We start from the raw sequence: 25,509 nt of genomic DNA on the forward strand, positions 1-25,509 counted from the left end.
AGGGGGCGCCTATATCTTTTTTATGGTTCAATTCGTTCACCCCGCGACCAAGGACATCACGCTTGCCGGCGTGCTCTCGGCGCTGGCTGATCCGGCGAGGTTGCAGATGGTCAAGGCGATGATCGGCCAGCACGACTGCATGTCGTGCGCGGCGGCGGCACCCTGCACCATGGCCAAGTCGACGGTCTCCAATCACTTTCGCATCCTGCGCGAGGCTGGCGTGGTGCAGACCACCAAGCGCGGCGTCGAGCATCGCAACGTTGTCCGCGAGGCCGACATTGACGCGCGGTTTCCGGGATTGCTGAAGCTGATCCTGACGCACGCGGAGGCGGGTTAGCCGATCGCCGCGATGCAATCGATTTCGATATCGAAATCGGCGAACCATGTCGGCACGCAGACGAAGATGCGGGCAGGCGGGTCGTTGGGAAAATAACGCGCGTAGATCGCGTTCACGGCGGGGAAGTGTTCGGCCGAGGTGCAATAGACGTTGCATTTGAGCACCTGGTCCAGCGATGAGCCCGCGGTCTCGACGCAAAGTTTCAGCCGATCAAGCGCGATCTCGGTCTGGCGCTCCACCGACGCGCCGACCACGATCTCACCCGTGGCTGGATCGAACGGCGGAAAACCCGACACATAGAGCGTGTCGCCGTGGCGGGTCACGGCGGACACCGGCGCCCGCCGCCGCTCCATGTAGGTCGATAGCGGCTCGATGCGGATAACCTGTTTCATGATCCATGCTCCCTAGGCGATGGTCACGTCGTACAGGATCGCCAACGGCGATGTTTCGGCGGAGGTCGAAGTGTGTCGGATGGGTGAGCGCAGCGATACCCATCTTTCGGATTGCGATGGGTTCAAGGAAATCCTCGGGCCGGTGTGCTTTGGCAGCGAGATAATTGTCAGGGGATTAATAGGCGAGAGGCCGTCGAACTAATCAATCAAATCACGAGCCTTCAAGAGCTTCTCGAAGCTGTACTGGAAAAACTGCCGACGAAAAGTGAAAGAGTCTAACTTTATCAGACATGAAGATCAAAAGACTTGAGTATCAGCCAAACAAAAACCCCGGCATTGCTGCCGGGGTTTTCTATTTGATCGAAGCTTGAGTGGTTGGACTTAGAAGTCCATGCCGCCCATGCCGCCGCCCGGAGGCATGCCGCCGCCGCCTGCGCCGCCCTTCTTGGGCAGCTCGGCAACCATGGCTTCCGTGGTGATCAGCAGGCCGGCAACCGAAGCTGCGTTCTGGATCGCTGCACGGACAACCTTGGTCGGATCGATAATGCCCTTCTTGAGCATGTCGCCGTAGGTGCCGGTCTGCGAGTCGAAGCCGTAGCTGTAGGTTGCGGTCTCGAGGACCTTGCCGACGATGACCGAACCGTCTTCGCCTGCGTTGATGGCGATCTGGCGAGCCGGAGCCGACAGGGCCTTGCGGACGATCTCGACGCCGGTCTTCTGGTCGTCGTTCGCGGTCTTGATCTTCTTCAGCTGTTCCGAAGCGCGGAGCAGAGCGACGCCGCCGCCGGGGACGATGCCTTCTTCAACCGCAGCGCGGGTCGCATGCATCGCGTCATCAACGCGGTCCTTGCGCTCCTTCACTTCGACTTCGGTCGCGCCGCCGACGCGGATGACGGCAACGCCGCCAGCCAGCTTGGCGAGACGCTCCTGCAGCTTCTCACGGTCGTAGTCCGAAGTGGTTTCTTCGATCTGCGCCTTGATCTGCGCCACGCGTGCTTCGATGTCGGCCTTCTTGCCGGCGCCGTTCACGATGGTGGAGTTTTCCTTGTCGATCATCACCTTCTTGGCGCGGCCGAGCATGGCAAGCGTGACGTTCTCGAGCTTGATGCCGAGATCTTCCGAGATCGCCTGGCCGCCGGTCAGGATCGCGATGTCCTGCAGCATGGCCTTGCGGCGATCGCCGAAGCCCGGAGCCTTGACGGCAGCGACCTTGAGGCCGCCACGCAGACGGTTGACGACGAGGGTGGCGAGAGCTTCGCCTTCAACGTCTTCTGCGACGATGACGAGCGGCTTGCCGGTCTGCACGACGGCTTCGAGCAGCGGCAGCATCTCGTTCAGCGAGGAGAGCTTCTTCTCGTTGATTAGGATGTAGGCGTCGTCGAATTCAACGCGCATCTTGTCGGCGTTGGTGACGAAGTAGGGCGAGATGTAGCCGCGGTCGAACTGCATGCCTTCGACGACGTCGAGTTCGGTTTCGAGCGACTTGGCTTCTTCAACCGTGATGACGCCTTCGTTGCCAACCTTCTTCATCGCGTCTGCGAGGAACTTGCCGATTTCCGCGTCGCCGTTGGCCGAAATGGTGCCGACCTGGGCGATTTCGTCGTTCGAGGTGACCTTCTTGGAGTTCTTGACGAGGTCAGCAACCACGGCTTCCACAGCCAGGTCGATGCCGCGCTTCAGATCCATCGGGTTCATGCCGGCAGCAACCGACTTGGCGCCTTCACGGACGATTGCCTGGGCGAGCACGGTAGCAGTGGTGGTGCCGTCGCCGGCTGCGTCGGCCGACTTCGAGGCCACTTCGCGCACCATCTGGGCGCCCATGTTCTCGAACTTGTCGTCGAGCTCGATTTCCTTGGCGACGGTGACGCCGTCCTTGGTGATGCGGGGCGCGCCGAACGACTTGTCGATGACGACGTTGCGGCCCTTCGGACCGAGCGTCACCTTCACGGCGTTGGCGAGAATGTCGACGCCGCGCAGCATCTTGTCGCGGGCATCAACGCCGAATTTCACTTCTTTAGCTGACATGTTTTGCTTCCTTGAAAATCAGGATGGGTGGGGAAAAGGCGCTTAAGCGGCCTTCTTCTTGGCGGGAGCGGCACCTTCGAGGACGCCCATGATGTCGCTTTCCTTCATGATCAGCAGGTCCTGACCATCGATCTTGACCTCGGTGCCCGACCACTTGCCGAACAGCACGCGCTCGCCGACCTTCAGATCGATCGGGATCAGCTTGCCGGCTTCGTCGCGGCCGCCCGGGCCGACGGAGACGATCTCGCCCTGGGAGGGCTTCTCTTTGGCGCTATCCGGAATGATGATGCCGCCAGCGGACTTCTCTTCGGCGTCGATACGCTTAACCACAACGCGATCGTGAAGCGGACGGAATTTCATGCAGTCCTCCTAAGTTTCTGTAGATGCTTGAGAAATTTAAATTGGCAGTCTGAGCCAACAAGTGCCAGCGCAGCTTGTCCGGACATAGGCCGAACGTTCCTCACCGGCAAGGGTCTGTATCAAATATTTTGGCACTCAAATATGACGGGTGCCAGAATTGGTTAAGACCCTCCGATACCGGTTCTCGAATCCGTTAGCATCCACGGTAAGTGGCTGCTAACACTCGGCTTTCAATACATTATTAAACTTTTAAGCTTGTGATGAAGACGTTGCTTGCGTCACATTTCATGCATCGTGTTGTCATGGGCGAAGTGGAAGCCGGTTCGCTGCAGTCAGCACGGTCACAGGAGAGCAGAGCGAAGTTCGACGTCAAACCGGAATCCACTTAGCCGAATGCGCTCTGTCCATGGAGGTTGAACATGGTCTCGAGAAATGCAGTTTCTGACGATTTCAGAAAGCAGGTGCTTGGCTACGGACTGACGACGGCACAGATCCTCTACCGCATGCCCGACCATCCCTCGCTGCTGCAGACCTATGTCTGGCAGAACTATGATTTGTTTCCGAAGTTTCCCGCGCTGAAGGATTTCCTTGATTTCTGGCAGGAGAAGCTCGATGGCCCGCTCTTTGCGGTCACCGTCGCGCATTCGAAACTGATCAAGCCGGCCGAGCTTCGTGCCGTGGATGGCGTCTTCCGGTTGCACTAGTCCGCGCCTCTCAACGCGCCGGATGAATTGCCGCTGTGCTGAACTACAGCTAGGTTCCCGGACGCGCTGGCCGTTTGTTAGGCATTGCGCCGGGTGGGAAACACGACATGGCGAAGCTGAAGCGAACGTCAAAGAGCGCGGCGAAAACGGCTGTGACGAAGAAGCCTGCGACACAGGTGGTAGCGAAAGCAGCAAAAAAGCTCGCTGTTGGCAAGCCGGCCAAGGCGAGTACAAAAGCTGTCGCCAAGGCCGCGGCGAAACCCGGCCCGCGCCGCAAGCAGCGCGTCGCGATCAGCCACTATCAGGAAGAAGCATTTCTCGGCGACGGCCTGCGTGCCTACGCGAAGTATCGCGATCTCGGCGTTGCCGCTGCGACCGGCGGTTTGGCGCATGCGCATGTCATCCGGCTGATCGGACCTTGCGATCCGAAAGAGGTCTCCAAGCTTCACTATCACGATGCCGAGTTTCAGCTGGTCTATGTGCTGAATGGCTGGGTGAAGGCCTATATGGAAGGCGAGGGCGAGATGACCATGCGTCAGGGGTCATGCTGGACCCAGCCGCCGCGCATCAGGCACCTGATCCGCGATTACTCCGACAATTGCGAATTGCTTGAAGTAATCCTGCCGGCGGAATTCAAGACGGTGGAAGTCCGGTAGTTCGCGTGCGGAAATGCGACGCGTGCCTTGTTCGCGCGTCGCAGTGGCATTGAATCAGCTATGCTGAGCCCGTCGCTGCCCTGGCCCTCAACGAGTATCTCATGACTGCATCCGTTCCGGTTTTCGACGGTCACAACGATGTGCTGCTGCGGCTGTACAAATCGCAATCGCACGATCCGGTATCCGACTTCCTGACCGGGGAAGCCGCCGGTCACATCGACCTGCCGAAGGCGAAGGCCGGCGCGTTCGTCGGCGGGCTGTTCGCGCTGTATTCGCCGGCGGCTCAGGCGTCATCGGGATTCATGGCGCAGATGACGGGCGGACGCTACGCCGTGCCGCTTCCCGAGCCGCTGACGATGGACGAGGCGCGCAATTCCGTCGTCGCCGAACTGGCCATCCTGCTGCAGCTCGAACGTGCTTCCGCAGGCGCGGTGGCGATCTGCACCGCCACCGCCGAAATCCGGTCCGCCATTGAGCGCAAGGCGCTGGCCGTGGTGGTCCATCTGGAAGGCGCGGAGGCCATCGACGCCGAGCTCAGATTCCTCGACGTTCTCTATGCGGCGGGGTTGCGGTCGATCGGGCCGGTGTGGAGCCGGACCAACATCTTCGGCCATGGCGTGCCGTTTCACTTCCCGTCCGGGCCCGATCTCGGCGACGGTCTCACCGCGGCCGGCGAGCGGTTGATCGGCGCCTGCAATGATCTGAAGATTCTGGTCGACCTGTCGCACATCACCGAGAAGGGTTTTTGGGATGTGGCGCGGCTGTCGAAGGCGCCGCTGGTGGCGACCCATTCCAATGCCCACGCGCTGTGCCCGTCGCCGCGCAATCTCACCGACAAGCAGCTCGCCGCGATCCGCGACACCGGCGGCATGGTCGGCCTGAATTTCGCGACCTGCTTCCTGCGCCCCGACGGCAGCATGCGGCCCGACACCGGCATCGAGCTGATGGTGCAGCAGATCGACTATCTGCTGGAGAAGCTGGGCGAGGATCACGTCGGGCTGGGATCGGATTTCGACGGCGCAGTGGTGCCCGAGGCCATCGAATCCGCCGCGGGCCTGCAGGCGCTGTTCGTGGCCTTGCGCGACAAGGGCTATTCCGAGACGCTGCTCGGCAAGCTCGGCGCGCGCAACTGGTTCGATCTGCTGCAGCGGACGATCGGCTGACCGGCGCTGGCGGCGTGTCTCAGGTGAGCATGCCGACGATCGCGCCCATCAGGCAGGTCGTCAGCGTCCCCGAGACGATCGACTTCACACCGAGCGCGTTGATTTCGTTACGACGTTCCGGCGCCATGGTGCCCAGGCCTCCGATCATAATTCCGAGGCTGGCAAAATTTGCAAATCCGCACAGCGCATAAAGCATGATGAGGCGCGAGCGTGCATCCAGCGCATCGGGACCGAGCTTCGCCAATTGAACATAGGCGATCAACTCGTTGAGGATCGTCTTGACGCCCATCAGCGAGCCCGCGGTCAGCGCCTGGTCCCACGGCAGGCCCATCAGCCAGCACACCGGTGCCATCACGTAACCCAGTAGGCGCTGCACGGACAGCGTGTTGCCTCCCACGGTCGGCATCATCATGAGGATCGCGTTCATGAGATACATCAGCGCCACGAAGACCAGCAGCAGGGCGATGATGTTGACGAGCAGTTCGATGCCTGCACTCGTGCCCTTGACGATCGCATCTATCGTGCTCGTGGCCGATGCGTCCGGATTGGCCAGCAATCCACCGGTGCGACGATCCTCCGTCTCAGGCACCATGATCAGGCTGACAAGGATCGCAGCTGGCGCCGAGAGCACGGAAGCAATCACGAAATGCGCCGATGCATCGGGGATCAGCGGCGCCATGAAAGTGGCGTAGAGCACCAGCACGGTACCGGCGATCCCCGCCATGCCGCCCGTCATCACCAGAAACAGTTCGCTGCGCGTGAGCTGCGCGAGGTAAGGGCGAATAAACAACGGGGCTTCGACCATGCCCAGAAAGATGTTCGCGGCCGTTGACAGCCCGACCGCGCCGCCGATGCCGAGTGTGCGTTCAAGCAGCCACGCCATGCCGCGCACGATCGGCGGCAGGATACGCCAGTAGAAGAGCAGGCTGGTCAGCACGCTGATGACCAGCACCACGGGGAGTGCCTGCAGTGCGAGCACGAAATCCGCGCCGGGATTCTTGAGATCGAACGGTAGTGCGCCGCCGCCGAGATAACCGAACACGAAGGAGGTGCCGGCGCGCGACGCTGCGGCGATGGTGCTGACAGCATCGTTGATGCTGCTGAAGGCGCGCGTCACGACGGGAAGCTTCAGCAGGATCACGGCAGCGACGATCGTCAATGCGAGACCGATCGCGGCCTGTCTCAGCGACACCTTGCTGCGGTTTTCACCGAGCGCCCAGGCGATCCCCAAAAGTGCGATGACGCCGAACGCCGATTGTAGCTGAAGCATAAATCCCCCGAAACCGCGGCGATGATGCCGCGGCTTCCCATGTCATGCAATCGCAATGCCGCTGAGGCGGATTACGTTTTAGCCGCGTCCGACGAACGGCATCTTCGTCGCCATGACCGTCATGGTCAGCACATTGGCGTCGAGCGGCAGGCCGGCCATATAGGCGACGGCGTCGCCGACGGCTTTGGCGTCCATGCGTGGCTCCTGCTTCGAGGTGCCGTCGGGCTGCAGCACGCCAGGGCCGTTGACCATGCGGTCGGTCATCGGGGTGGCGGCGTTGCCGATATCGACCTGGCCGACGGCGATGTCATAGGCGCGGCCGTCGAGATTGCTGGCCTTGGTCAAGCCGGTGATGGCGTGTTTGGTCGACGTGTAGGCGGCGGAGAACGGGCGCGGCGCATGCGCTGAGATCGAGCCGTTATTGATGATGCGGCCGCCGCGGGGCGTCTGATCCTTCATGATGCGGAAGGCGTGCTGCGTGCACAGGAACGGTGCGGTGAGATTGGTGTTCACCACAGCCTGCCACTGTTCGAGGCCGAGGTCTTCGAACGGAATCGCGGGCGCGCCCATGCCGGCATTGTTGAACAGCACGTCGAGCCGGCCGAATTCCTGCATGATCCTGGCGAACAGCGCGGCGATGGAGGTGGGGTCGGCCATGTCGGCGCTCACAGGGAGGCTCTTGCCGCCATTGGCCGCGCCGAGCTTCTGGGTCTCTTGCAGTAGTTCGAGCCGGCGACCGGCGAGCACGACGGTGAAACCGGCATTCATCAGCGCAAGCGATGCGGCACGGCCGACGCCGGTGCCAGCTCCGGTCACAAGTGCGATCTTGTTGGTCATCTGTTTCGTCCCTGTTTTCTTTTTACGAGAGGTCTTTTTGAGTGAGGTCCCGGACCATGAAACGTGCGTTGTCGCCGTAGCTTTGCAGTTTCCGATCCAATTCGGAATCGCGCATGATGGTGAAATCGTGCCGCTGCCAAAAATGAACTGAATTGTTGACGGCAACAAGCGTCATGTTGGGCAGTTGCATGAGCCTGGCGCGTGCCGCCATCATATCGACGGCCACGGTCGCCGCGCCGGATCTGCGGGTTTCGGGCAGCAATGCGAGATCGTGAATGTAGAAGGTCGAGGGCGCTGCGGGCATTGTCAGCAGGCTGTTCAGTGACGGTGGCTCCCTGAATTGCCAGGGATGGCTGACGAGATAACCCTTGATCCCGTCCTGGGCCTCGAGCACGGCGCAACCGTTTGGATCGAGCGCCAGGCGGTTCGCGAACACGACCTCATCTTCGGGAAAATCGGGATGAACGGCATCGGCGATGGCGAGGACGGACGGCAGGTCTGCCTCCGTCATGATGCGCCATTTCATCGGAACTGCGGTCATTGCGGCCGCGCTCAATTGTCTTTCTTGTAGGGCGGGCGCGGAATGTTTTGATGGGCCGCGCGCAGTGCTGCCGACCAGCGCGAGCGCAGGTCGTGGAAATAGGGCTCGCCGGCTTCGATACGGTGATTGAGATCGGCGTCGCAGACATCGGTGCGCACCACCAGCACATCGATCGGCAGGCCGACGCCGATATTCGAGCGCATGGTCGAGTCCATCGAGATCAGGCCGGTCTTGAGCGCCTCATAGAGTTCGACGTCGTAATGCATCGCGCGGTCGAGCACCGGCTTGCCGTATTTGTGCTCTCCGATCTGCAGATAGGGCGTGTCCACCGTGCATTCGATGAAGTTGCCGGCCGGGTAGATCATGAACAGCCGCATCTTGGCGCCCTTGATCTGGCCGCCGAACAGGAACGAGACGTCGAAATTGATATCCTCGGCCTCCAGCGCCTTGCCCTCGGTGGCGTTGACGTGCCGGATGGCGCGGCCGATGCGCTGCGCAGCCTGAAACATCGTGGGCGCGTTCAGCAGGGTCTCCAGCTCGCCGGTAGTCGGGTTCTCCAGCCCCTCGCTCAGGGTGGAGAGCACCGATTGGCTGATCGCCAGATTGCCGGCGGAGGCCACCGCCATGATGCGGTCGCCGGGCTGGTTGAAGATGTGCAGCTTGCGGAAGGTCGAGATGTTGTCGAGCCCGGCATTGGTGCGCGTGTCCGCGATCATCACCAGGCCGTCCTTGACGAGAATTCCGCAGCAATAGGTCATCGTCGGTCCCTTGGTCAGGGAAGCGTCTTACGCGGTGGGTATCGACCGGGCAACCTCGGAAAACCAGTTTGAGGTTGTTCAGGACTGGCTCTGCGATTGGGACTGACCGCGGCCGTTGGCCTGATCGACCTTGACGGCGACGGTCAGGGTTTCCGTGCCGCCGCCATAGCGGGTGCCGCGGACGGGGGCTGCGCCGAGGTAATCCAGGCCGATGGCAACGCGGGCATGGGCGTCGGTGGTGCAGATGGCATTGGCGGGGTCGAAGCCGACCCAGCCGAGATCCGGCACATAGGCCTCGGCCCAGGCATGGCCAGCCTGCTGGTTGGTCTCGCCATCGGCACGCCAGAAATGGCCGGAGACGAAGCGGGCAGGGACGCCGGCCGAGCGGGCACAGGCGATGAAGATATGCGCGTAATCCTGGCAGACGCCACGCCTGCCGATGAAGGCCTCGCTGGCCGAAGTACCGGTGCTGGTTGGATCGACGTCGAAGGTCATGTGCTCGTTGATGGCCATCATCAACGCGTGCAGGAAGCCAAGTACGTCGGTCTCCGCGCTTGGTGACAGATCCTTGGCAAAGGTCTGCATCGCTGCGCTGAGGTCGGTGAGATCGGTCTGACGTAGGAAGAAGCTCGGCGGAAAGCGCTCGTCGGTGCCCTTGAGCACGCCACCGGTATCCTGGGTGTCGATCAGGCCTTCGACGGTCACGGTGAGGTCGGCGATCGGCCCATGGGTCAGCACATGGGTGACGTTGCCGAACGCGTCCTCATGCAAATCCAGGCGCGAATCCGTGGAGACATCGATCTGCCACTCGGCGACATACTGGCCGTCATGGCTGCCCGGCGTCATCCGCAAAATCTGGATCACGCCCGAAGCCGGCGGCTCGTAGCGATAGGTGGTCGAATGGGCGATACGCAGGCGCATGGCAACGTGTCCGAATCTGCAGATGAGCCGGGACGCTAGCTCAAATCAGGTATTGTTTGGCAATGATGTCGCCCAGACGGCTGTTATCTGCAATGAATTCCTGGATGAATTCATGCAACCCATGCTGGAAAATATCCTGCATGTTGCTGTGTTCGAGGCGGTTTCGGACGCCGCGGGCGTGGCGCTGCGCTGCGCCCTGACGGCCATAGGACACGCCGATCTGGTCGAGATTGCGGACCAGATTGCCGTAGCAGCTCGCCAGCGAGCGCGGCAGCGTGTCGTTGAGGATCAGCAGATCAGCGATCAGCCAGGGCTTCAGCGTCTCGCGATAGACCCAGTGATAGGCAGTCAGTGCGGAGACCGAACGCAGGATCGAGGTCCATTGATAGTAGTCGAGCGGGCCGCCGACATGTTCGTCTTCGGGCAGTAGCAGATGATATTTGACGTCGAGAATGCGCGCGGTGTTGTCGGCGCGTTCCAGATGCAGGCCGAGCCGCGAGAACCAGTAGGCATCGTTGCGCAGCATGGTGCGGTAGGCTGACCCGTCGAAGCGCAGCGATGTCTCCTGCACAAAGCGCAAGAAATTCGCCAGCTGCTCGCGTGTCTTGGCACCGCCGCTCCAAGCGGATTGCAATTCCAGCCAAGCGCTGTTGATCGTGTCCCACATCTCGCCAGTCAGCGCGGTGCGGACCGAGCGCGAATTCAGCCGCGCCGCCTCGATGCAGTTGCGGATCGAGGAGGGATTGGCTGTCGAGAACGAGAGATACTCAACGACATTGGTCTCGTTGGCTTCCTCGTAGATCTCGTAAAAGGCCGCGCTGACGCCTGCGGTAAGGAGTGCCGAGTCCCATTCATTGGTCTGGCCGATATAGGTGTTCGGCAGCGCGGTGACGCGCAGTGTCGCCTCGATCGTGCGCGCGAGATATTCGGCGCGTTCGACATAGCGGGCTAGCCAGTAAAGGTTCTCGGCGGTGCGCGACAGCATGCTCAGCTCTTCTCCCTCCCCCCTTGCGGGGGAGGGTTGGGGAGGGGGGTAACAACACGGGACGACGTCAATTGTGGACCCCCACCCCCGACCCCTCCCCGCAAGGGGGAGGGGAGCGCACCGGCGGCGGTGGTCAGTAATGCTATCAAACCTAAATTACTCATCCAGTATCCATGTATCCTTGGTGCCGCCGCCCTGGCTGGAATTCACCACCAGCGAGCCTTCCTTCAGCGCCACGCGGGTCAGGCCGCCTGCGACGATGGAGACGTTCTTGCTGCCGGTGAGCACGAAGGGGCGAAGATCGACGTGACGCGGCGCGAGGCCTGACTCGGTGCAGGTCGGGCAGGTCGACAGCGCCAGCGTCGGCTGGGCGATGAAGCCTTCCGGCTCGCGCTTGAGCTTGTCGCGGAACGCTTCGATGGTGGCCTTGGTGGCGGCAGGCCCGATCAGCATGCCGTAACCGCCGGAGCCGTGGACTTCCTTGACGACGAGTTCGCTTAAGTGATCGAGCACATAAGCGAGATCGCCAGGTTCGCGGCAGCGCCAGGTCGGCACATTCTTCAGGATGGGCTCTTCGCCGAGATAGAACTTCACCACTTCCGGCATGTAGCTGTAGATCGCCTTGTCATCGGCGATGCCGGTGCCGACCGCGTTGGCCAGCGTGACGTTGCCGGCCATATAGGCGGACATCAGGCCGGGGACGCCGAGCGCTGAATCCGGGCGGAAGGTGAGGGGATCCAGGAAATCGTCATCGACGCGGCGATAGATCACGTCGACGCGTTTGAGGCCTTCGGTGGTGCGCATGAAGACCTCATCGTTCTTGACGATAAGGTCGCGGCCCTCGACCAGTTCGACGCCGAGCTTGTCGGCCAGGAACGAGTGTTCGTAATAGGCCGAGTTGTAAACGCCGGGCGTCATCAGCGCGACGGTGGGCTCCGTCGAGGCCGAGCGCGGTGCGACAGAGCGCAGGCAGGATAGTAGCTCGTCTGGATATTTCTCGACCGGCGCGACGCGATGTCGCGCGAACAGGTCGGGGAAAAGCCGCATCATGATCTCGCGGTTCTCCAGCATGTAGGAGACGCCGGAGGGCGTGCGGGCATTGTCTTCGAGAACGAAGAATTCGTCCGGATTGGTGCGGACAATGTCGATCCCGGCGATGTGCACATAGACATCGTGGGGGACGTCCTGACCGTTCATCTCCGGACGGAACACCGGGTTCTGGAAGATCAGGTCATCGGGGATCAGGCCGGCGCGGAGAATTTCGCGGCCGTGATAGATGTCCTTGAGGAACATGTTGATGGCGCGGGTGCGCTGCTTCAGGCCCTTTTCCAGCAGGGTCCATTCCTTGCCGGAAATGATCCGCGGAATGACGTCGAAGGGGATCAGCCGTTCGGTGGATTCGGAGTCGCCGTAAACCGCGAAGGTGATGCCGATCCGGCGGAACAGCAGCTCCGCTTCCTGGCGGCGATGTTCCAAAGCGTCCGGAGGCGTCTCCTTGAGCCAGCGGGAGAGTTCTTCATAGGCCGGGCGGAGTTCGCCTTGGGGCCCGTTCATTTCGTCGAACGCGACTGCCATGTACCCTGACTGTTGTTTCGAGGCCGTACGGAGATTGCACGACTGAAAGGGATGGTAGCAAGGGGCGGGCCAGCACGATATGCATTCAACAAGAGCAATTCGTATGAGATGCGTGTAAAGCTGCCTGAAAAAACGGCTGGACGCTGCTCGTTTCGGCAGCAAAACCCCGTGACATCAGGACTTTGCCTGCGCATGGTCCCGGGAATGGTGAGGAACGACAAATGACCGAGATTGTGACCGCGGGCATCCTGGTGATCGGCGACGAGATTCTGTCAGGTCGGACCAAGGACAAGAACATCGGATTCATTGCCGAGTACCTCACCAATATCGGCATCGATCTCAAGGAAGTCCGTGTCGTCTCTGACGATGAGCCGGACATCATCGCTGCGCTCGATGCGCTGCGTAAACGCTACACCTACGTTTTTACCACTGGCGGCATCGGCCCCACCCACGACGACATCACCGCCGATGCGGTGGCCAAGGCGTTCGGCGTCAAGATCGATCATCATCCCGAAGTGGTCGCGCGTTTCCAGGAGCGCTTCGGCGCCGACCTGAACGAAGCTCGGCTGCGGATGGCACGCATCCCTGATGGCGCCGACCTGATCCAGAGCGCGACCATCCTGGCGCCCGGCTTCAAGATCGATAATGTGATCGTGATGGCCGGCGTGCCGACGATCATGCAGGCGATGATGGACATCGTCGCGCCAAAGCTGAAGTCCGGCGTACGCATGCTGTCCGACACAGTGAAGGCCAATGCGCGGGAGGGCGACGTCGGTGGTCCGCTGCGCGATATCGCGAAGGCGCATCCCGACACGATCATCGGCAGCTATCCGTTCATGGACGAACAGGGCAAGCCGAACACCAATCTGGTGGTGCGTTCGCGCGATCAGGATAAGCTCAATGCGGCAATGGAGGCCGTCAAGGCGATGTTGGCGACAATCAACGCGCCCAAGTGAAATTGAGAGTGAACTAACGAGTGGATCAACATAAGTCCGGCCGCCTGAGGGCGACCGATGTGAGGAGACGAACATGGCCGATCATCCGGAATTGAGTGCTGAGGAGCGCGCCGGCAAGGCATTCCCGGTGTCCTGGGATCAATTCCATCGCGACTGCCGCGCGCTGACCTGGCGGCTGAACAGCGCCGGTCCATTTCACGCGATCATCGCCATCACCCGCGGCGGCCTCGTGCCGGCAGCGATCGTGGCGCGCGAGCTCGGCGTCCGCGTCATCGATACGGTGTGCATCGCCAGCTATGAGCACAACAAGCGCGGCGAGTTGCAGGTACTGAAGGGGCTGTCGGCGGATGCGTTGAAACTCGGTGGCGGCGACGGCAAGGGCCTCCTGATCATCGACGACCTCGTCGATACCGGCAAGACGGCGCGTATCGTTCGCGACATGCTGCCGAAAGCGCACTTTGCGACTGTCTATGCCAAGCCCATGGGCCGGCCGCTGGTGGATACGTACATCACCGAAGTGTCGCAGGACACTTGGATCTTCTTTCCGTGGGATCTCGGCCTGTCGTTCCAGCCGCCGATGCGCGAAGGCGCAGGCTAGGCGCTCGTTGCGAGGAGACGCGATTGCCGCTGCAAAATCGTGTCACGCCGGCAGGCGATATCGTCGCGACACCGGAGCGCGGGACGTTCACCGGCAATCGTGGCATCATCCACGATCCTTCGACCAAAACGCTCCTGAACAGGCGCTGGTCCAATCCGGCCTGGATCACCTGCGTCTGCGAGTTTCGCGGGCGTCGCCGCGATGTGATGGCGACACGTAGCTGGACCGAACTGTTCTTCCTCGACGAGGCCACATCCTTCGCCGCCGGTCACCGCCCATGCTTCTATTGCCGCCGCGACGATGCCAACCGCTTTCGCGCGGCGTGGGAGGAGGGCAACGGCGTCACGCGTGTGCGGGCGACGGAGATCGATGCGGTACTGCATCGCGAGCGGCTGGATAACAGGAAGAAGCGAGTGCATCCGCCGGATGGACCCGTCGAGGCATTGCCGGATGGGGCGATGGTGCAGGCGGGTGGTGAGAGCTATCTGATCTTGGAGGCGCGGGCGTTGCGGTGGTCGTTTGCGGGCTATCGCGCGGCGGATGTCGAGCTCGTCGACGCGCAGCTGCTGACGCCACCATCGACGCTGAATGCATTTCGCGCCGGCTATCGTCCGGTGCTGCATGTGAGTGCTGCCGCGGGAAACTAGAATTCGTCATGGCCGGGGTTGTCCCGGCCATCCACGTCTTTCCTTGCTTGGTGCTAAGACATGGATGCCCGGCACAAGGCCGGGCATGACGGCGTTTGTTGCGGGGAACGGCTTACCCCAGCTTTTGCCTTGCGAGCTTCGCACCCGCACCCAGTGCGCGCAGCTTCGCTTCCGCGATATCGCGCTGCATCGGAGCCATGCCGCAATTGGTCGTCGGCACGATCTTGTCCTTCGGCACGTGCTTCATCACGGCCTCGATGGTGGCGACGACGTCTTCCGGCGTCTCGACCTCATCGCTGGCGACATCGATCACACCGGCCTGCACGATCTTGTTCTTGAGCAGTCCCAGTAATTCCAGCGGCACGCGCGAATTGCGGGATTCGATCGCGACCTGCTGGATCGGGCTGGCATCGATGGCCGGGAAGATCTCTTCATACTGTCGCCACTCGCTGCCGAGGGTTTCCTTCCAGTCGGTATTGGCCTTGATGCCGTAGCCGTAGCAGATGTGAACGGCTGTCGCGCAAGTAAGGCCCTGCGCGGCGCGCTCGAGCGCCTTGACGCCCCAGTCGGCGGCTTCGTCCATGAAGACGTTGAAGGCCGGCTCGTCGAACTGGATCATGTCGACGCCGTCGGCTTGCAGCGCGAGCGCTTCCTGGTTCAGCAGTTCGGCGAAGGCAAAGGCCATCTTGACGCGGTCGCCGTAATAGCTGTCCGACAGGGTATCGATAATGGTCATTGGGCCGGGCAGCGTGAACTTGAACTTGTTCGTCGTATGCGCGCGGGCAGCCTGCGCCTCGAAGGCGTGCACGCGGCCCTTGAGCTGCAGCGGCGCGATCACCTGCGGCACCATCGCTTTGTAGCGGTCCTTGCGGATGCCCATCTCGACCTTGTGGGCGAAGTCGATGCCGTCGACCTTTTCCAGAAAGCCATGGACGAAATGCTGCCGCGCCTGCTCGCCTTCGGTGACGATGTCGACGCCGGCATCTTCCTGCACTTTCACCGCCAGCAGCGTCGCGTCGCGCTTGGCGCGCAGCAGTTCGTCGCCGGAGGAGCGCCAGGTTGGCCACAGCTTGTTCGGCTCGGCGAGCCATTCGGGCTTCGGCAGCGAGCCGGCGATGGTGGTTGGAAACAGCATTTGTTCGCTCCCCGGAAATTGTGTTTTGCGGAGGCCTATCTGCCACGTTCCTGACCCTCCGTATATGGGATTGGCGCATCCATAAGGGAGGGCTAGGATCGCCCAAAACGTATCGAGGACGCCGGGAAAATTACATGATCGACCTGCATTACGCACCGACGCCGAACGGCTGGAAAATCTCGATCATGCTGGAAGAATGCGGGCTGCCCTATACGGTCGTCCCGATGCAGCTCGGTCGCGGCGACCAGCACCAGCCGGAGTTTCTGAAACTCAGCCCCAACGGCCGCATGCCGGCCATTGTCGATCATGCGCCTGCCGATGGCGGCGCGCCGGTGTCGATTTTCGAGAGCGGCGCAATCCTGATCTATCTCGCCGAGAAATCCGGCCGGTTTATGCCGACCGAGATACGCAAGCGTTTCGACGTCATGCAATGGCTGATGTGGCAGATGGGCGGGCTCGGCCCCATGCTCGGCCAGAACGGGCATTTCCTGCTCTATGCCCCCGAGAAGATTCCCTATGCGATGGATCGCTATACCCGCGAAGCCAAGCGCCTGTACGGCGTACTCGATGCGCATCTCGCGGAAGGCCGCGATTACATCGCCGGCGACTACTCCATCGCCGACATGGCGTGCTTTCCGTGGATCATGACCCATAAGGCGCAGGGGTTGACGCTGGATGATTTCCCGAACGTGAAGCGCTGGTTCGCGCTCGTCCGCGCACGGCCGCAGGTGCAGGCGGGGCTTGCCGTCGGCAAGCAAGAGAAGAAGCCGATGGATGAGCAGGCGAGGAAGATCATGTTCGGTGTCGATGCGCCGGCGCATGCGCAGGCGCAGCAATAGAGCTCGTCATTCCGGAACGCGCGCATGACGAAGAAAATAATAACAAAACGAGGAAACACCCATGATCGAATTCTTCTTCGACTGTTCCAGCCCCTGGACCTACCTCGCCTTCCACAACATCCAGCCACTGGCGAAGGAATTCGGCGAGGAGATCTCGTGGCGGCCCATTCTGGTCGGCGGCATCTTCAATTCGATCAATCCCAGCGTCTATGAATCGCGCAAGACGCCGGTGCCGGCGAAGGCGCGCTACATGAAGAAGGACCTTGGCGACTGGGCGCGCTCGGCGGGCCTTGCGATCAAGATGCCGCCGACGGTATTTCCCGTGAACAGCGTCAAGGCGATGCGCGGCTGCATCTGGCTTGGAAGCGACGCGATGGTGCCGTTCGCGCGCGGGGTGTTCGAAGCCTATTGGGGGGACGACAAGGATATCTCGAAAGATGATATTCTCACCGAGATCTGTACGCGCACCGGCATCGATCCCGCGAAATTCTTCGCGGGCATCGGCGATCAGGCGATCAAGGACCAGCTCAAGGTCAATACGGATGACGTGATCGCACGGGGCGGCTTCGGCTCGCCGACCATCTATCTCAACAGGACCGACATGTATTTCGGCAATGACCGCCTGCCGTTGATCCGTGAGGCGCTGCAGCGTCGCCGCGTTGGCGCTGGAAGCGCCGAGAGCGCCGCCTGATGCCGAAAGCAATCGTTTGCCGCGAGCTCGGGTCACCTGAAAGCCTGCGCCTCGAACAATTTGCATCAGTGCCGCTGAAACCCGGGCAGGTCCGCGTTGCCGTGCGCGCTGCCGGAATCAATTTTCCGGATATCCTGATGGCGGCCGGCGAATATCAGCTCAAACCGGAGCTGCCGTTCACGCCGGGTATGGAAGCGGCGGGCGACGTCAGCGAAATCGCCAGCGATGTGCCCGGCATCGCGGTCGGGGATCGTGTCATCGTCAAGCTGCGTCATGGCGGCTATGCGGACGAAGTCGTGGTGACGCCGGCACAACTCGCTCCACTGCCGTCGACATTCGACTACGCGGAGGGGGCGACGTTTCTTGCCGCCCACGGCACCGCGCATCACGCGCTGGTCGATCGCGGCCAGATCGGGGCGGGCGAAGTGCTGCTGGTGCATGGCGCCGGCGGCGGCGTGGGGTTGGCAGCGGTGGAGATCGGCAAGCTGCTTGGGGCTACGGTGATTGCGGCGGCGTCATCTGAAGAGAAGCTTGCAGTCGCCAAAGCGCGCGGTGCGGATCACGGCGTGCTGTATGGCTCGGAGCCGTTCCGCGATGCCGTGAAACGCATCACCGATGGCAAGGGCGCCGATGTGGTGTTCGACCCGGTCGGTGGCGACATCTTCGAGCAGAGCCTGCGCTGCATCAATTGGGGCGCCCGCCTGCTGGTGATCGGCTTCACCGGAGGCATCGGCGTGGCGAAAACCAATCTCGTGCTCATCAAAGGCGCCAGCGTGCTCGGCGTCCGCGCCGGCGAGGCGGCGCGGCGCGATCCGAAGATCGGCGAAGCCCGCATTGCGCAGCTCCTCGCATGGGCAGAGGCAGGAAAGATCAGGCCAAACGTTTCGCATCGCCTGCCGCTGGCGGATGTTGCGGCTGCCATGCGGCTGCTAACGGAGCGCAAGGCGATCGGGCGTGTGGCGCTGACCATGGGCTGAGCGCTCAGCGCCGAAACTGGCCGTCCTTCAGGAAGGCGATGGTCTGCATGATTGCTTCCCGATTCCGGATCATCATCGCATGTGACGCATGGATGATGAGGTGGTCGGTCATGCCTTCAAGTTTCGTACGCGCGACGGTGACACGGCCATCATTCGGGCCACGCAACATCAAGCGCGAAGCGATCGGATCGAGCGTACGATCGCCGGCGATGATGCCGACCGGATAGTCAACTGGGGGAAGCATCGCCTCAGTTACGTCATCCCGCATCGTAACGAGTTGTTGCCCCGCCGGGCCGAAATACTGGCGATAGGGCAGCCAGTTCTTGAACAGATCGGCGATTTCGCTGCCGCCATTCGGCGTGCCCAGCATCACCACGCGGCCCAGACGTGATGGACGGTGGCGCGCCAGATAAACACGCGCCAGCAGGCCCCCCATCGAATGGCAGACGAAATGCGTGCAGCCTTCGTTGGCTTCGGCAAACGGCGCGATGGCGGGATGGATGTCATCGGCCAGTGCAGACAGCGTCTTGCGCCGGCTGGGATAGCCAATGTTCCGCGTGGCGAGTCCTGCGGCTTCGACCGCCTGCTGCATCTTGATGAAAGATCGGAACGACCGGCTGATGCCGTGCAGAAAAATGACGCCCTCGCGTGGACGACCAGAGGGCGTCGGATTCATTCGTCGTCCTATTTGTAGTCGCGCTCGTCCCACCACGGGAAATAGCTCGGCATGTCCGTGCTGACCTTGTTCTTGAATTCGGCCGGGCGCTTCTCGAGAAAGGCCACGACGCCTTCCTTGACGTCCTCGGAGCGACCGCGCGCATAGATGCCGCGGCTGTCGATCTTGTGCGCTTCCATGGGATCGTCGGCGCCCATCATGCGCCACATCATCTGGCGGATCAGCGCGACGGAGACCGGCGCCGTCTTGTCGATGAAGGTCTTGGCCAGCGCGCGAGCGGTTGGCAGCAGATCGTCGGGCGGCACAACCTTGCTGACGAGTCGGCCGGCCAGGGCCTCCTGCGCCGGGAAGACGCGACCGGAGTAGCACCATTCCAGCGCCTGCGAGATGCCGACGAGGCGCGGCAGGAACCAGCTCGACGCGGCTTCCGGCACGATGCCGCGCTGGGAGAACACGAAGCCGAAGCGTGCAGCTTCCGAGGCGATGCGGATGTCCATCGCGAGCTGCATGGTGGCGCCGATGCCAACGGCCGGCCCGTTCACCGCGGCGATGACCGGCTTGAGGCATTTGAAGATCCGCAGGGTCACCTGACCGCCACCATCGCGCACCATCGGATCGCTGTAATCGACATCACCACTGGCGAGGCGCTTCACCGGGCCGCGCCGCGCGTCGCGATCGAAGGTGTCAGCACCCGAGGAGAGATCAGCACCCGCGCAGAAGCCACGTCCGGCACCGGTCACGATGATCGCGCGCACGTTGTCGTCCGCATCGGCCTTGTCGAAGGCGTCGATCAGCTCGGCCTGCATGCTGGCGTTATAGGCATTGAGCTTTTCAGGGCGGTTGAGCGTGATGGTGAGGATCTGCTCGTCGACGCTGTAGAGGATGGTCTCATAGGCCATGATGGTTTCTTCCCTGTTTATTTTTTGTTGTCGTTGAAATCGTCATTCCGGGGCGCGCCACTTGGCGCGAACCCGGAATCCCGACGTGTTTTCATTACTACTGGATTCCGGGTTCGCGCGCGAAGATGCGCGCGCCCCGGAATGACGTGCTAGGTGCAGGATTGTAGGATGGGTAGGGCTCTTGCGAAACCCATCCTTCGCACACAAGCGTGACGGGTTTCGCTGCTCTCAACCCATCCTGCGGAATTATGCCTGCAGCGTTGGCTGCCGCTTCCTACGCCGGCAGCCGGGTTTCGACGATGCGGGCGAACATGCTGGCGCCGATGGGCAGGATCTTATCGTCGAGATAATAGCCGGGATTGTGCACCGGCACCGAGCCTTCCTGGCCGACCCAGAAATAGGCGCCGGGCACGGCATGCAGCATGTCGGCGAAATCTTCGGAGCCCATTTTCGGCTTCGCGCGGGTGATCACATTGGCGTCGCCGACGATCGTGCGTGCAACGTCTTCGACGGCCTTCGAATGCTCTTCCTGATTGACCAGCACGCTGAAGCCGTCGCGGATATCGACCTTGATCTCGCAGTCGAATGCCGTCGCCATGCCAGCAGCGAGCGCATGCATCCGCTCGCGGATCTGCATCCGGACCTTCTCGGAGAAACAGCGCACGGTGCCGCAGAGCTTCGCATCATCCGGGATGACGTTATAGGCCGAGCCGGAATGGATCTGGGTGATCGACAGCACCGCGGATTCGAACGGATTGACATTGCGGCTGACGATCGACTGCATTGCCTGACCGAGCGACATCGCGATCACGACAGGGTCCTTCGAGCGCTCCGGCATCGCGCCGTGGGCGCCATAGCCCCGGATGGTGATGTCGAAGAAATCAGCGGCGGCCATTGCAGGACCCGGGAAGATGCCGACTTCGCCGTGATTCATGTCCGGTGCATTGTGCAGGCCGTAGATCTCGTCGCAAGGAAACTGCTTGAACAGACCGTCCTTGATCATCGCGCGCGCACCGCCGAGGCCTTCTTCGGCGGGCTGGAAGATGAAATGCACGGTGCCGTCGAAATTGCGGGTCTCGGCGAGATAGCGTGCGGTGCCGAGCAGCATGGTGGTGTGGCCGTCATGGCCGCAGCCGTGGAAGCGGCCCGGAATGGTCGAGCGCCAGGCGAGATTGGTGTTCTCTTCCATCGGCAGCGCGTCCATGTCGGCGCGCAGGCCGATGCGCTTGGTGCCCGAGCCTTTGCCCTTCAACACGCCGACGACGCCGGTCCCCCCTAAGCCGCGATGCACTTCGACGCCCCATGAAGTCAGCTTGTCGGCAACGATGCCGGAGGTGCGGACTTCCTCGAAGCCGATTTCCGGATGCGCGTGCAGGTCGCGGCGGATGGCGGTGAGTTCGTCGGCGAAAGCGTCGATACGTTCGAGTGTGGGCATAAGTTATCCGTTCACGGCACGAGGGCAGGTGATGAGGTCTGGGGCGTAAATGGTTCGCCGTTCGGCTTCAGCCGAATGCCCGGACGCAGATGCTTCCAGGGCAGCACCGACGTATCCGCGGGCATCGCGCCGGGCGCGGCGCAGATCAGCAGCTTGCCGGCGATCGGCTCGAAGTCCGCGCGGAAATGCACCGAGCTCTTGTTGACCAGAATGTTCTGCTCGGTCGGCTCTATGCCGACATAGCGATACATCGACTGGTCGGCGAGCTGGGCCTTGTGCGAGGAGATGACGACGCGAACGTCGTCGATACGCAGACAGGCCGAGAGGCCCATATCCATGTCGCGACCGCCATAATAGGGGCCATTGGCGACGAACTTGCCGTCCGACAGTTTCTCGACCACGAACGTGTTCTCGTAAGGCGCATCGCCGGGGATGCCCGACTTGCCGCCGATGGAGAGTTTGACCGTAGCGCCTTCGCCGGCCTGATGGGCAGCCTTCGCTGCAGCGGGATCGTAGATCACGCCATGGGCGGCCTTGATCGCCTTGTTCTTCACCAGCGCGCGCAGCATGCCGGTGGTGTCGCTGTCGCCGCCGGCGCCGGGATTGTCCTGGGTGTCGGCGATAACGACCGGCTTGGTGAGGGTCTTCGCCAGCTCCATGGCATGCAGCACGCCTTCGTCCGGCCTGTAGATTTTGCCGTCGAAATCATCCTCGTGGCCCATCACCAGCTTGACGATGGTGTCCGCTGCGGCGTCGGCATCAGCCTGCGTCACGCCATAGGCGAACACGCTCGGGCAGCAATGCGGGAAATCGGCGGCAGGAAAGCCCGGGCAGAACGACAGCGTAGGCACCTGGTCATGTTCCAGCGCGGCCAGCTTCAGATAGATGCTCTTGGTCGGCTCGTCATTGGTGCATTGCCAGCTGATCGGAATCAGGAACGGCAATTGCCGGAATGCCTTGGCGAAGCGGTTGCCGGCGAGCAGCAAGTCCATGTGGCGTGCACAGGCGCGGCCGGTGTCGGCCATGTCCACATGGGGATAGGTGCGATAGGCGATCAGCGCGTCGGTGTATTCGACCGTCTCCGGCGAGATGTTGCCATGCAGGTCGAGGCTGACCACGAACGGAATGTCCGGCCCGATCACCTCACGCACGCGCCGCGCGATTTCGCCTTCGCCGTCGTCGAGATGTTCGGTGACCATGGCGCCGTGCAGATCGAGATAGACCGCATCGAGGGGCAGCGCTGCCCTGATGCCGTCAATCATCTCGCCGACGATGCGCTCGAACGCGTCCCTGGTGACATGCGCCGAAGGGCTCGCGCCGCAGGCGATGGTCGGGATCAGCTCCCAGCCGCGGATTTCTGCTTCCTCGACAAAGCCGGCGAGGCCGACATTGATGCCACGCATCACCTTGAGGACGTCGGCGCCATGGGTCATCGACGGCCAGCCGCCGCCATGTACAAAGGCCTCATAGGTCGCCTTGGTCGGCGCAAACGTGTTCGTCTCGTGCAGAAAGCCGCCGACAGCGATACGGGTCATTCAGAATCCAGGGTCAGTTTCGGTATGGGCTCAGGCCGCCGGCACGGTGGTGCTGCCATCGACCGCGCGGAAGTTGGCGAAATCCCATCCTCGTCCGGGCGCCGCGTCAAGCAGCTGGCGCGTATAGGGCTGTTGCGGATTTGCGAGGACTTCCGCTGCCGGGCCCTGTTCCACCACCCGGCCATGCTGCATCACGGCAACGTCATCGCAAATCTGGGCGGCGACGCGCAGATCGTGGGTGATGAACAGGATGGCGATGCCGAGGCGGGTCTGGATGTCGTCGAGCAGCCGCAGCACCTGCGCCTGCACCGAGACGTCGAGCGCCGAGACGGCTTCGTCGGCCACCAGCACTTCCGGATCGAGGGCAAGCGCGCGCGCAATGGCGATGCGCTGGCGCTGGCCGCCGGAGAACTGGTGCGGATAGCGCGACACTGCGTCAGGTGGAAGACCGACCAGTTCGAGCAGTTCGCGCGCCCTGGCCATGGCCACCGAATGTTTGGTGCCGAAATTGATCGGACCTTCGCAAATGGACTCGCCGATGGTGATGCGCGGATTGAGCGAACGATAGGGGTCCTGGAAGACGATCTGTATCTTCTTGCGGTGCGGCTGCAACGCATGACGTGACAGGTCGGAGATTTCGCGTCCGGCGAGACGGATGCCGCCCGAGGTTGGATCGATCAGTCGGACGATACAGCGCGCCACGGTCGATTTGCCGGAGCCGCTTTCGCCGACGATGCCGAGCGTGCGGCCCTTGCGCAGTGTCAGCGTGACGTCCTGGGCTGCGTGGACCTCGCGTGGTTTCCCGAACATGGAACGCTCGCGATAGACCTTGCCGAGCTCATTCGCTTCGAGCACGACTGGATTGAAGCCCACTTCCTCGCGAGCCGCGCGGGGAATGAGGCTCGGCACCGACGACAGCAGGTTACGAGTATAGTCCTGCGTGGGCGCGCTCAGAATATCCTTCAATGCTCCGGTTTCCACCAACCGTCCATGACGCATCACGGCGACGCGATCGGCGATGTCGGCCACCACGCCCATGTCGTGAGTGATGAACAGCACGGCGGTGCCGTGATCCTTCTGAAGGTCGCGCATCAGCTTGAGAATCTGCGCCTGGGTGGTGACGTCGAGCGCTGTCGTTGGCTCATCGGCGATCAGCAGTTTCGGCTCCAGCACGAGCGCCATGGCGATCATGATGCGCTGGCGCTGGCCGCCCGACAGGCGGTGCGGATAGGACGCGAAGATGCGCTTCACATCGGGAAGCCGCACTTGCTCCATCATGTCGAGAATGCGCGCACGGCGGGCGCTGGCGCCGAGACTGGTGTGGGTGCGTAGTACTTCGTCGATCTGCTTGCCAACGGGGACGACTGGATTGAGCGCCGTCATCGGCTCCTGGAAGATCATCGCCATGGTGGTGGCGCGGAGTTCGCGCAGCCGCCGGTCGCTGGCTTGCAGCACGTCCTCACCGACCAACTTAATGCTGCCGCCGATGGCTTTGAGTGAATCTCGCGGCAGCAGGCCCATGGTGGAGAGGGAGGTCACCGACTTGCCGGAACCACTTTCGCCGACCACGCAGAGCGTTTCGCCCTGGCGCACCTGGAGAGAAATGCCGTCGATGATCTTCTTGCCGGTGCCGCTCTTGCCGACGCCGACAACGAGGTTTTCGATTTCCAGTGCGACGGGGCGGGTATTCACGGTGGGGTTCACTAGTTCACTCACTTGCCGGCCTCACGCTGTTTCATGCGGGGATCGAGCGCATCGCGGGCAGCGTCACCGATCAGATTGACGGAGAGGATGGCAATCGAGAGCAGTAGTCCCGGCCAGAAGATCAGCGATGGCTTGACCTGGAAGAAGGCGCGACCCTCGGCCATGATATTCCCCCAGGTCGGGGTTTCCGGGCTGATGCCGGCGCCGAGGAACGACAGGATCGCCTCGGTGAGAATGGCGGATGCGGCGATGAAGGTGCCCTGGACGATCAGCGGCGCCACCGTGTTGGGCATCAGATGCTTCAACATGATCTTCGGCATGCTGGAGCCGAGCGAGATCGCCGCCTCCACATAGGGCTCCTCACGCGCCGACAGCACCACGGAACGCACCAGTCGCGCGACGCGGGGGATTTCCGGAATAGTGATCGCAATCAGCACCGTCGTCAGGGTGGCGCCTGACAGCGACACGACGGCGATGGCCAGGAGCACGCCGGGCATCGCCATCAGGCCGTCCATGACACGCATCATCACAGCGTCAGCCAATTTGAAAAAGCCCGAGAACAGGCCGATGAACAGGCCGATGACAATACTGGTGACGGCGGCGCCGAGGCCGATCAGGAGCGAGATGCGACCGCCATAGAGGATGCGCGCCAGCACGTCGCGGCCGTAAGCGTCGGTGCCGAGCAGATATTCCGAACTGGCCGGCTTCAGCCGCAAGGCGGGTGCCAGCAATTGCGGATCGTGCGACGTCAGCCACGGTGCGAAGATCGCCGACAGGATCACCAGCGTCAGGCAAATCGTTGCCAAGGCGATAATCGGCGTCGCGGTGAGAAAGCCGAGCGACGGACCGCTGCGGGAGGGGAGGGCCGGGTTGGGAAGGGATTCGATCGCCAT

At 62.2% G+C, this 25,509-nt stretch carries 27 protein-coding genes; 10 read left to right on the forward strand and 17 right to left on the reverse strand.

Annotated features, from left to right (window positions below; all coding sequences use genetic code 11):
• Positions 1–22: 22 nt before the first annotated feature.
• Positions 23–337, forward strand: coding sequence for an ArsR/SmtB family transcription factor (locus tag LPB73_RS06965; RefSeq protein WP_116664309.1), 315 nt, complete (start codon positions 23–25; stop codon positions 335–337).
• Here LPB73_RS06965 and LPB73_RS06970 read toward each other — a convergent pair.
• The 3 genes from LPB73_RS06970 to LPB73_RS06980 form a co-directional block, all read right to left on the reverse strand.
• Positions 334–729: a RidA family protein gene (locus LPB73_RS06970; RefSeq protein ID WP_414716871.1), complete on the reverse strand. Its 396-nt coding sequence runs from the start codon at positions 727–729 to the stop codon at positions 334–336. The genes LPB73_RS06965 and LPB73_RS06970 overlap by 4 nt on opposite strands.
• A gap of 381 nt (positions 730–1,110) precedes the next feature.
• On the reverse strand, positions 1,111–2,754 hold the full coding sequence (gene groL, locus LPB73_RS06975; RefSeq protein WP_089264961.1) for a chaperonin GroEL: 1,644 nt from the start codon (positions 2,752–2,754) through the stop codon (positions 1,111–1,113).
• Between the two features lie 42 nt (positions 2,755–2,796).
• A complete protein-coding gene (locus tag LPB73_RS06980) occupies positions 2,797–3,114 on the reverse strand; it encodes a co-chaperone GroES (RefSeq protein WP_089264960.1) in 318 nt (105 codons plus the stop codon).
• A 419-nt stretch (positions 3,115–3,533) separates the two neighbouring features.
• On the opposite strand from LPB73_RS06980, the gene LPB73_RS06985 reads away from it, so the two are divergent.
• From LPB73_RS06985 to LPB73_RS06995, 3 genes are all read left to right on the forward strand, one after another.
• A complete protein-coding gene (locus LPB73_RS06985) occupies positions 3,534–3,818 on the forward strand; it encodes an usg protein (protein ID WP_089265658.1) in 285 nt (94 codons plus the stop codon).
• Between the two features lie 107 nt (positions 3,819–3,925).
• Positions 3,926–4,474: a cupin domain-containing protein gene (locus LPB73_RS06990; RefSeq protein ID WP_231080088.1), complete on the forward strand. Its 549-nt coding sequence runs from the start codon at positions 3,926–3,928 to the stop codon at positions 4,472–4,474.
• A gap of 101 nt (positions 4,475–4,575) precedes the next feature.
• Positions 4,576–5,637, forward strand: coding sequence for a dipeptidase (locus tag LPB73_RS06995; RefSeq protein WP_231080089.1), 1,062 nt, complete (start codon positions 4,576–4,578; stop codon positions 5,635–5,637).
• A gap of 19 nt (positions 5,638–5,656) precedes the next feature.
• On the opposite strand, the gene LPB73_RS07000 is transcribed toward LPB73_RS06995, so the two are convergent.
• The 7 genes from LPB73_RS07000 to LPB73_RS07030 all read right to left on the reverse strand — a co-directional run bounded on the left by LPB73_RS07000 (position 5,657) and on the right by LPB73_RS07030 (position 12,524).
• Positions 5,657–6,907, reverse strand: coding sequence for a NupC/NupG family nucleoside CNT transporter (locus tag LPB73_RS07000; protein WP_184518253.1), 1,251 nt, complete (start codon positions 6,905–6,907; stop codon positions 5,657–5,659).
• A gap of 78 nt (positions 6,908–6,985) precedes the next feature.
• Positions 6,986–7,744 (reverse strand): SDR family oxidoreductase, encoded by a 759-nt coding sequence (locus LPB73_RS07005; protein ID WP_231080090.1) that lies wholly within the window; start codon positions 7,742–7,744, stop codon positions 6,986–6,988.
• A 22-nt stretch (positions 7,745–7,766) separates the two neighbouring features.
• The gene (locus LPB73_RS07010; protein ID WP_231080091.1) at positions 7,767–8,300 is read right to left on the reverse strand and encodes a GNAT family N-acetyltransferase; all 534 of its coding nucleotides are present in this window, start codon (positions 8,298–8,300) and stop codon (positions 7,767–7,769) included.
• Positions 8,297–9,043, reverse strand: coding sequence for a proteasome-type protease (locus tag LPB73_RS07015; RefSeq protein WP_093756417.1), 747 nt, complete (start codon positions 9,041–9,043; stop codon positions 8,297–8,299). Before LPB73_RS07015 ends, LPB73_RS07010 begins: the two co-directional genes overlap by 4 nt.
• Before the next feature lie 78 nt (positions 9,044–9,121).
• Positions 9,122–9,964, reverse strand: coding sequence for a transglutaminase family protein (locus LPB73_RS07020; protein WP_231080092.1), 843 nt, complete (start codon positions 9,962–9,964; stop codon positions 9,122–9,124).
• Between the two features lie 40 nt (positions 9,965–10,004).
• Complete coding sequence (locus tag LPB73_RS07025; protein WP_068736110.1) at positions 10,005–10,949, reverse strand: alpha-E domain-containing protein; 945 nt, start codon at positions 10,947–10,949, stop codon at positions 10,005–10,007.
• 156 nt (positions 10,950–11,105) lie between these two features.
• A complete protein-coding gene (locus LPB73_RS07030) occupies positions 11,106–12,524 on the reverse strand; it encodes a circularly permuted type 2 ATP-grasp protein (RefSeq protein WP_089264954.1) in 1,419 nt (472 codons plus the stop codon).
• Between the two features lie 221 nt (positions 12,525–12,745).
• On the opposite strand from LPB73_RS07030, the gene LPB73_RS07035 reads away from it, so the two are divergent.
• From LPB73_RS07035 to LPB73_RS07045, 3 genes are all read left to right on the forward strand, one after another.
• On the forward strand, positions 12,746–13,480 hold the full coding sequence (locus tag LPB73_RS07035; RefSeq protein WP_231080093.1) for a competence/damage-inducible protein A: 735 nt from the start codon (positions 12,746–12,748) through the stop codon (positions 13,478–13,480).
• A 73-nt stretch (positions 13,481–13,553) separates the two neighbouring features.
• Positions 13,554–14,078 (forward strand): xanthine phosphoribosyltransferase, encoded by a 525-nt coding sequence (gene gpt, locus LPB73_RS07040; RefSeq protein ID WP_068736116.1) that lies wholly within the window; start codon positions 13,554–13,556, stop codon positions 14,076–14,078.
• Positions 14,079–14,101: 23 nt separating this feature from the next.
• Positions 14,102–14,725 carry a hypothetical protein gene (locus LPB73_RS07045; protein ID WP_231080094.1) on the forward strand — a complete coding sequence of 208 codons (624 nt, stop codon included), beginning with the start codon at positions 14,102–14,104 and terminating at the stop codon, positions 14,723–14,725.
• A gap of 112 nt (positions 14,726–14,837) precedes the next feature.
• On the opposite strand, the gene LPB73_RS07050 is transcribed toward LPB73_RS07045, so the two are convergent.
• Positions 14,838–15,860 carry a methionine synthase gene (locus LPB73_RS07050; RefSeq protein ID WP_231080095.1) on the reverse strand — a complete coding sequence of 341 codons (1,023 nt, stop codon included), beginning with the start codon at positions 15,858–15,860 and terminating at the stop codon, positions 14,838–14,840.
• A 134-nt stretch (positions 15,861–15,994) separates the two neighbouring features.
• On the opposite strand from LPB73_RS07050, the gene LPB73_RS07055 reads away from it, so the two are divergent.
• From LPB73_RS07055 to LPB73_RS07065, 3 genes are all read left to right on the forward strand, one after another.
• Positions 15,995–16,699: a glutathione S-transferase N-terminal domain-containing protein gene (locus LPB73_RS07055; RefSeq protein WP_231080096.1), complete on the forward strand. Its 705-nt coding sequence runs from the start codon at positions 15,995–15,997 to the stop codon at positions 16,697–16,699.
• A 61-nt stretch (positions 16,700–16,760) separates the two neighbouring features.
• Positions 16,761–17,390 carry a 2-hydroxychromene-2-carboxylate isomerase gene (locus LPB73_RS07060; protein ID WP_231080098.1) on the forward strand — a complete coding sequence of 210 codons (630 nt, stop codon included), beginning with the start codon at positions 16,761–16,763 and terminating at the stop codon, positions 17,388–17,390.
• Positions 17,390–18,367, forward strand: a complete 978-nt coding sequence (locus LPB73_RS07065; RefSeq protein WP_231080100.1) for an NADPH:quinone oxidoreductase family protein — start codon at positions 17,390–17,392, stop codon at positions 18,365–18,367. The genes LPB73_RS07060 and LPB73_RS07065 overlap by 1 nt, the downstream gene beginning before the upstream one ends.
• Before the next feature lie 4 nt (positions 18,368–18,371).
• Here the strand turns inward: LPB73_RS07065 and LPB73_RS07070 are convergent, their stop codons facing one another.
• From LPB73_RS07070 to LPB73_RS07095, 6 genes are all read right to left on the reverse strand, one after another.
• Positions 18,372–19,043: an alpha/beta fold hydrolase gene (locus LPB73_RS07070; protein WP_231080101.1), complete on the reverse strand. Its 672-nt coding sequence runs from the start codon at positions 19,041–19,043 to the stop codon at positions 18,372–18,374.
• 8 nt (positions 19,044–19,051) lie between these two features.
• Positions 19,052–19,942, reverse strand: a complete 891-nt coding sequence (locus LPB73_RS07075) for a crotonase/enoyl-CoA hydratase family protein (protein ID WP_231080102.1) — start codon at positions 19,940–19,942, stop codon at positions 19,052–19,054.
• A gap of 274 nt (positions 19,943–20,216) precedes the next feature.
• Complete coding sequence (locus LPB73_RS07080; protein ID WP_089264945.1) at positions 20,217–21,377, reverse strand: M20 aminoacylase family protein; 1,161 nt, start codon at positions 21,375–21,377, stop codon at positions 20,217–20,219.
• Between the two features lie 11 nt (positions 21,378–21,388).
• A complete protein-coding gene (locus LPB73_RS07085; RefSeq protein ID WP_089264944.1) occupies positions 21,389–22,912 on the reverse strand; it encodes a M81 family metallopeptidase in 1,524 nt (507 codons plus the stop codon).
• Positions 22,913–22,942: 30 nt separating this feature from the next.
• Positions 22,943–24,628, reverse strand: a complete 1,686-nt coding sequence (locus LPB73_RS07090; RefSeq protein ID WP_414716872.1) for an ABC transporter ATP-binding protein — start codon at positions 24,626–24,628, stop codon at positions 22,943–22,945.
• Positions 24,625–25,509, reverse strand: coding sequence for an ABC transporter permease (locus LPB73_RS07095; RefSeq protein ID WP_089264943.1), 885 nt, complete (start codon positions 25,507–25,509; stop codon positions 24,625–24,627). Before LPB73_RS07095 ends, LPB73_RS07090 begins: the two co-directional genes overlap by 4 nt.

It is taken from the genome of Tardiphaga sp. 37S4, assembly GCF_021044645.1.
GTDB lineage: Bacteria > Pseudomonadota > Alphaproteobacteria > Rhizobiales > Xanthobacteraceae > Tardiphaga > Tardiphaga robiniae.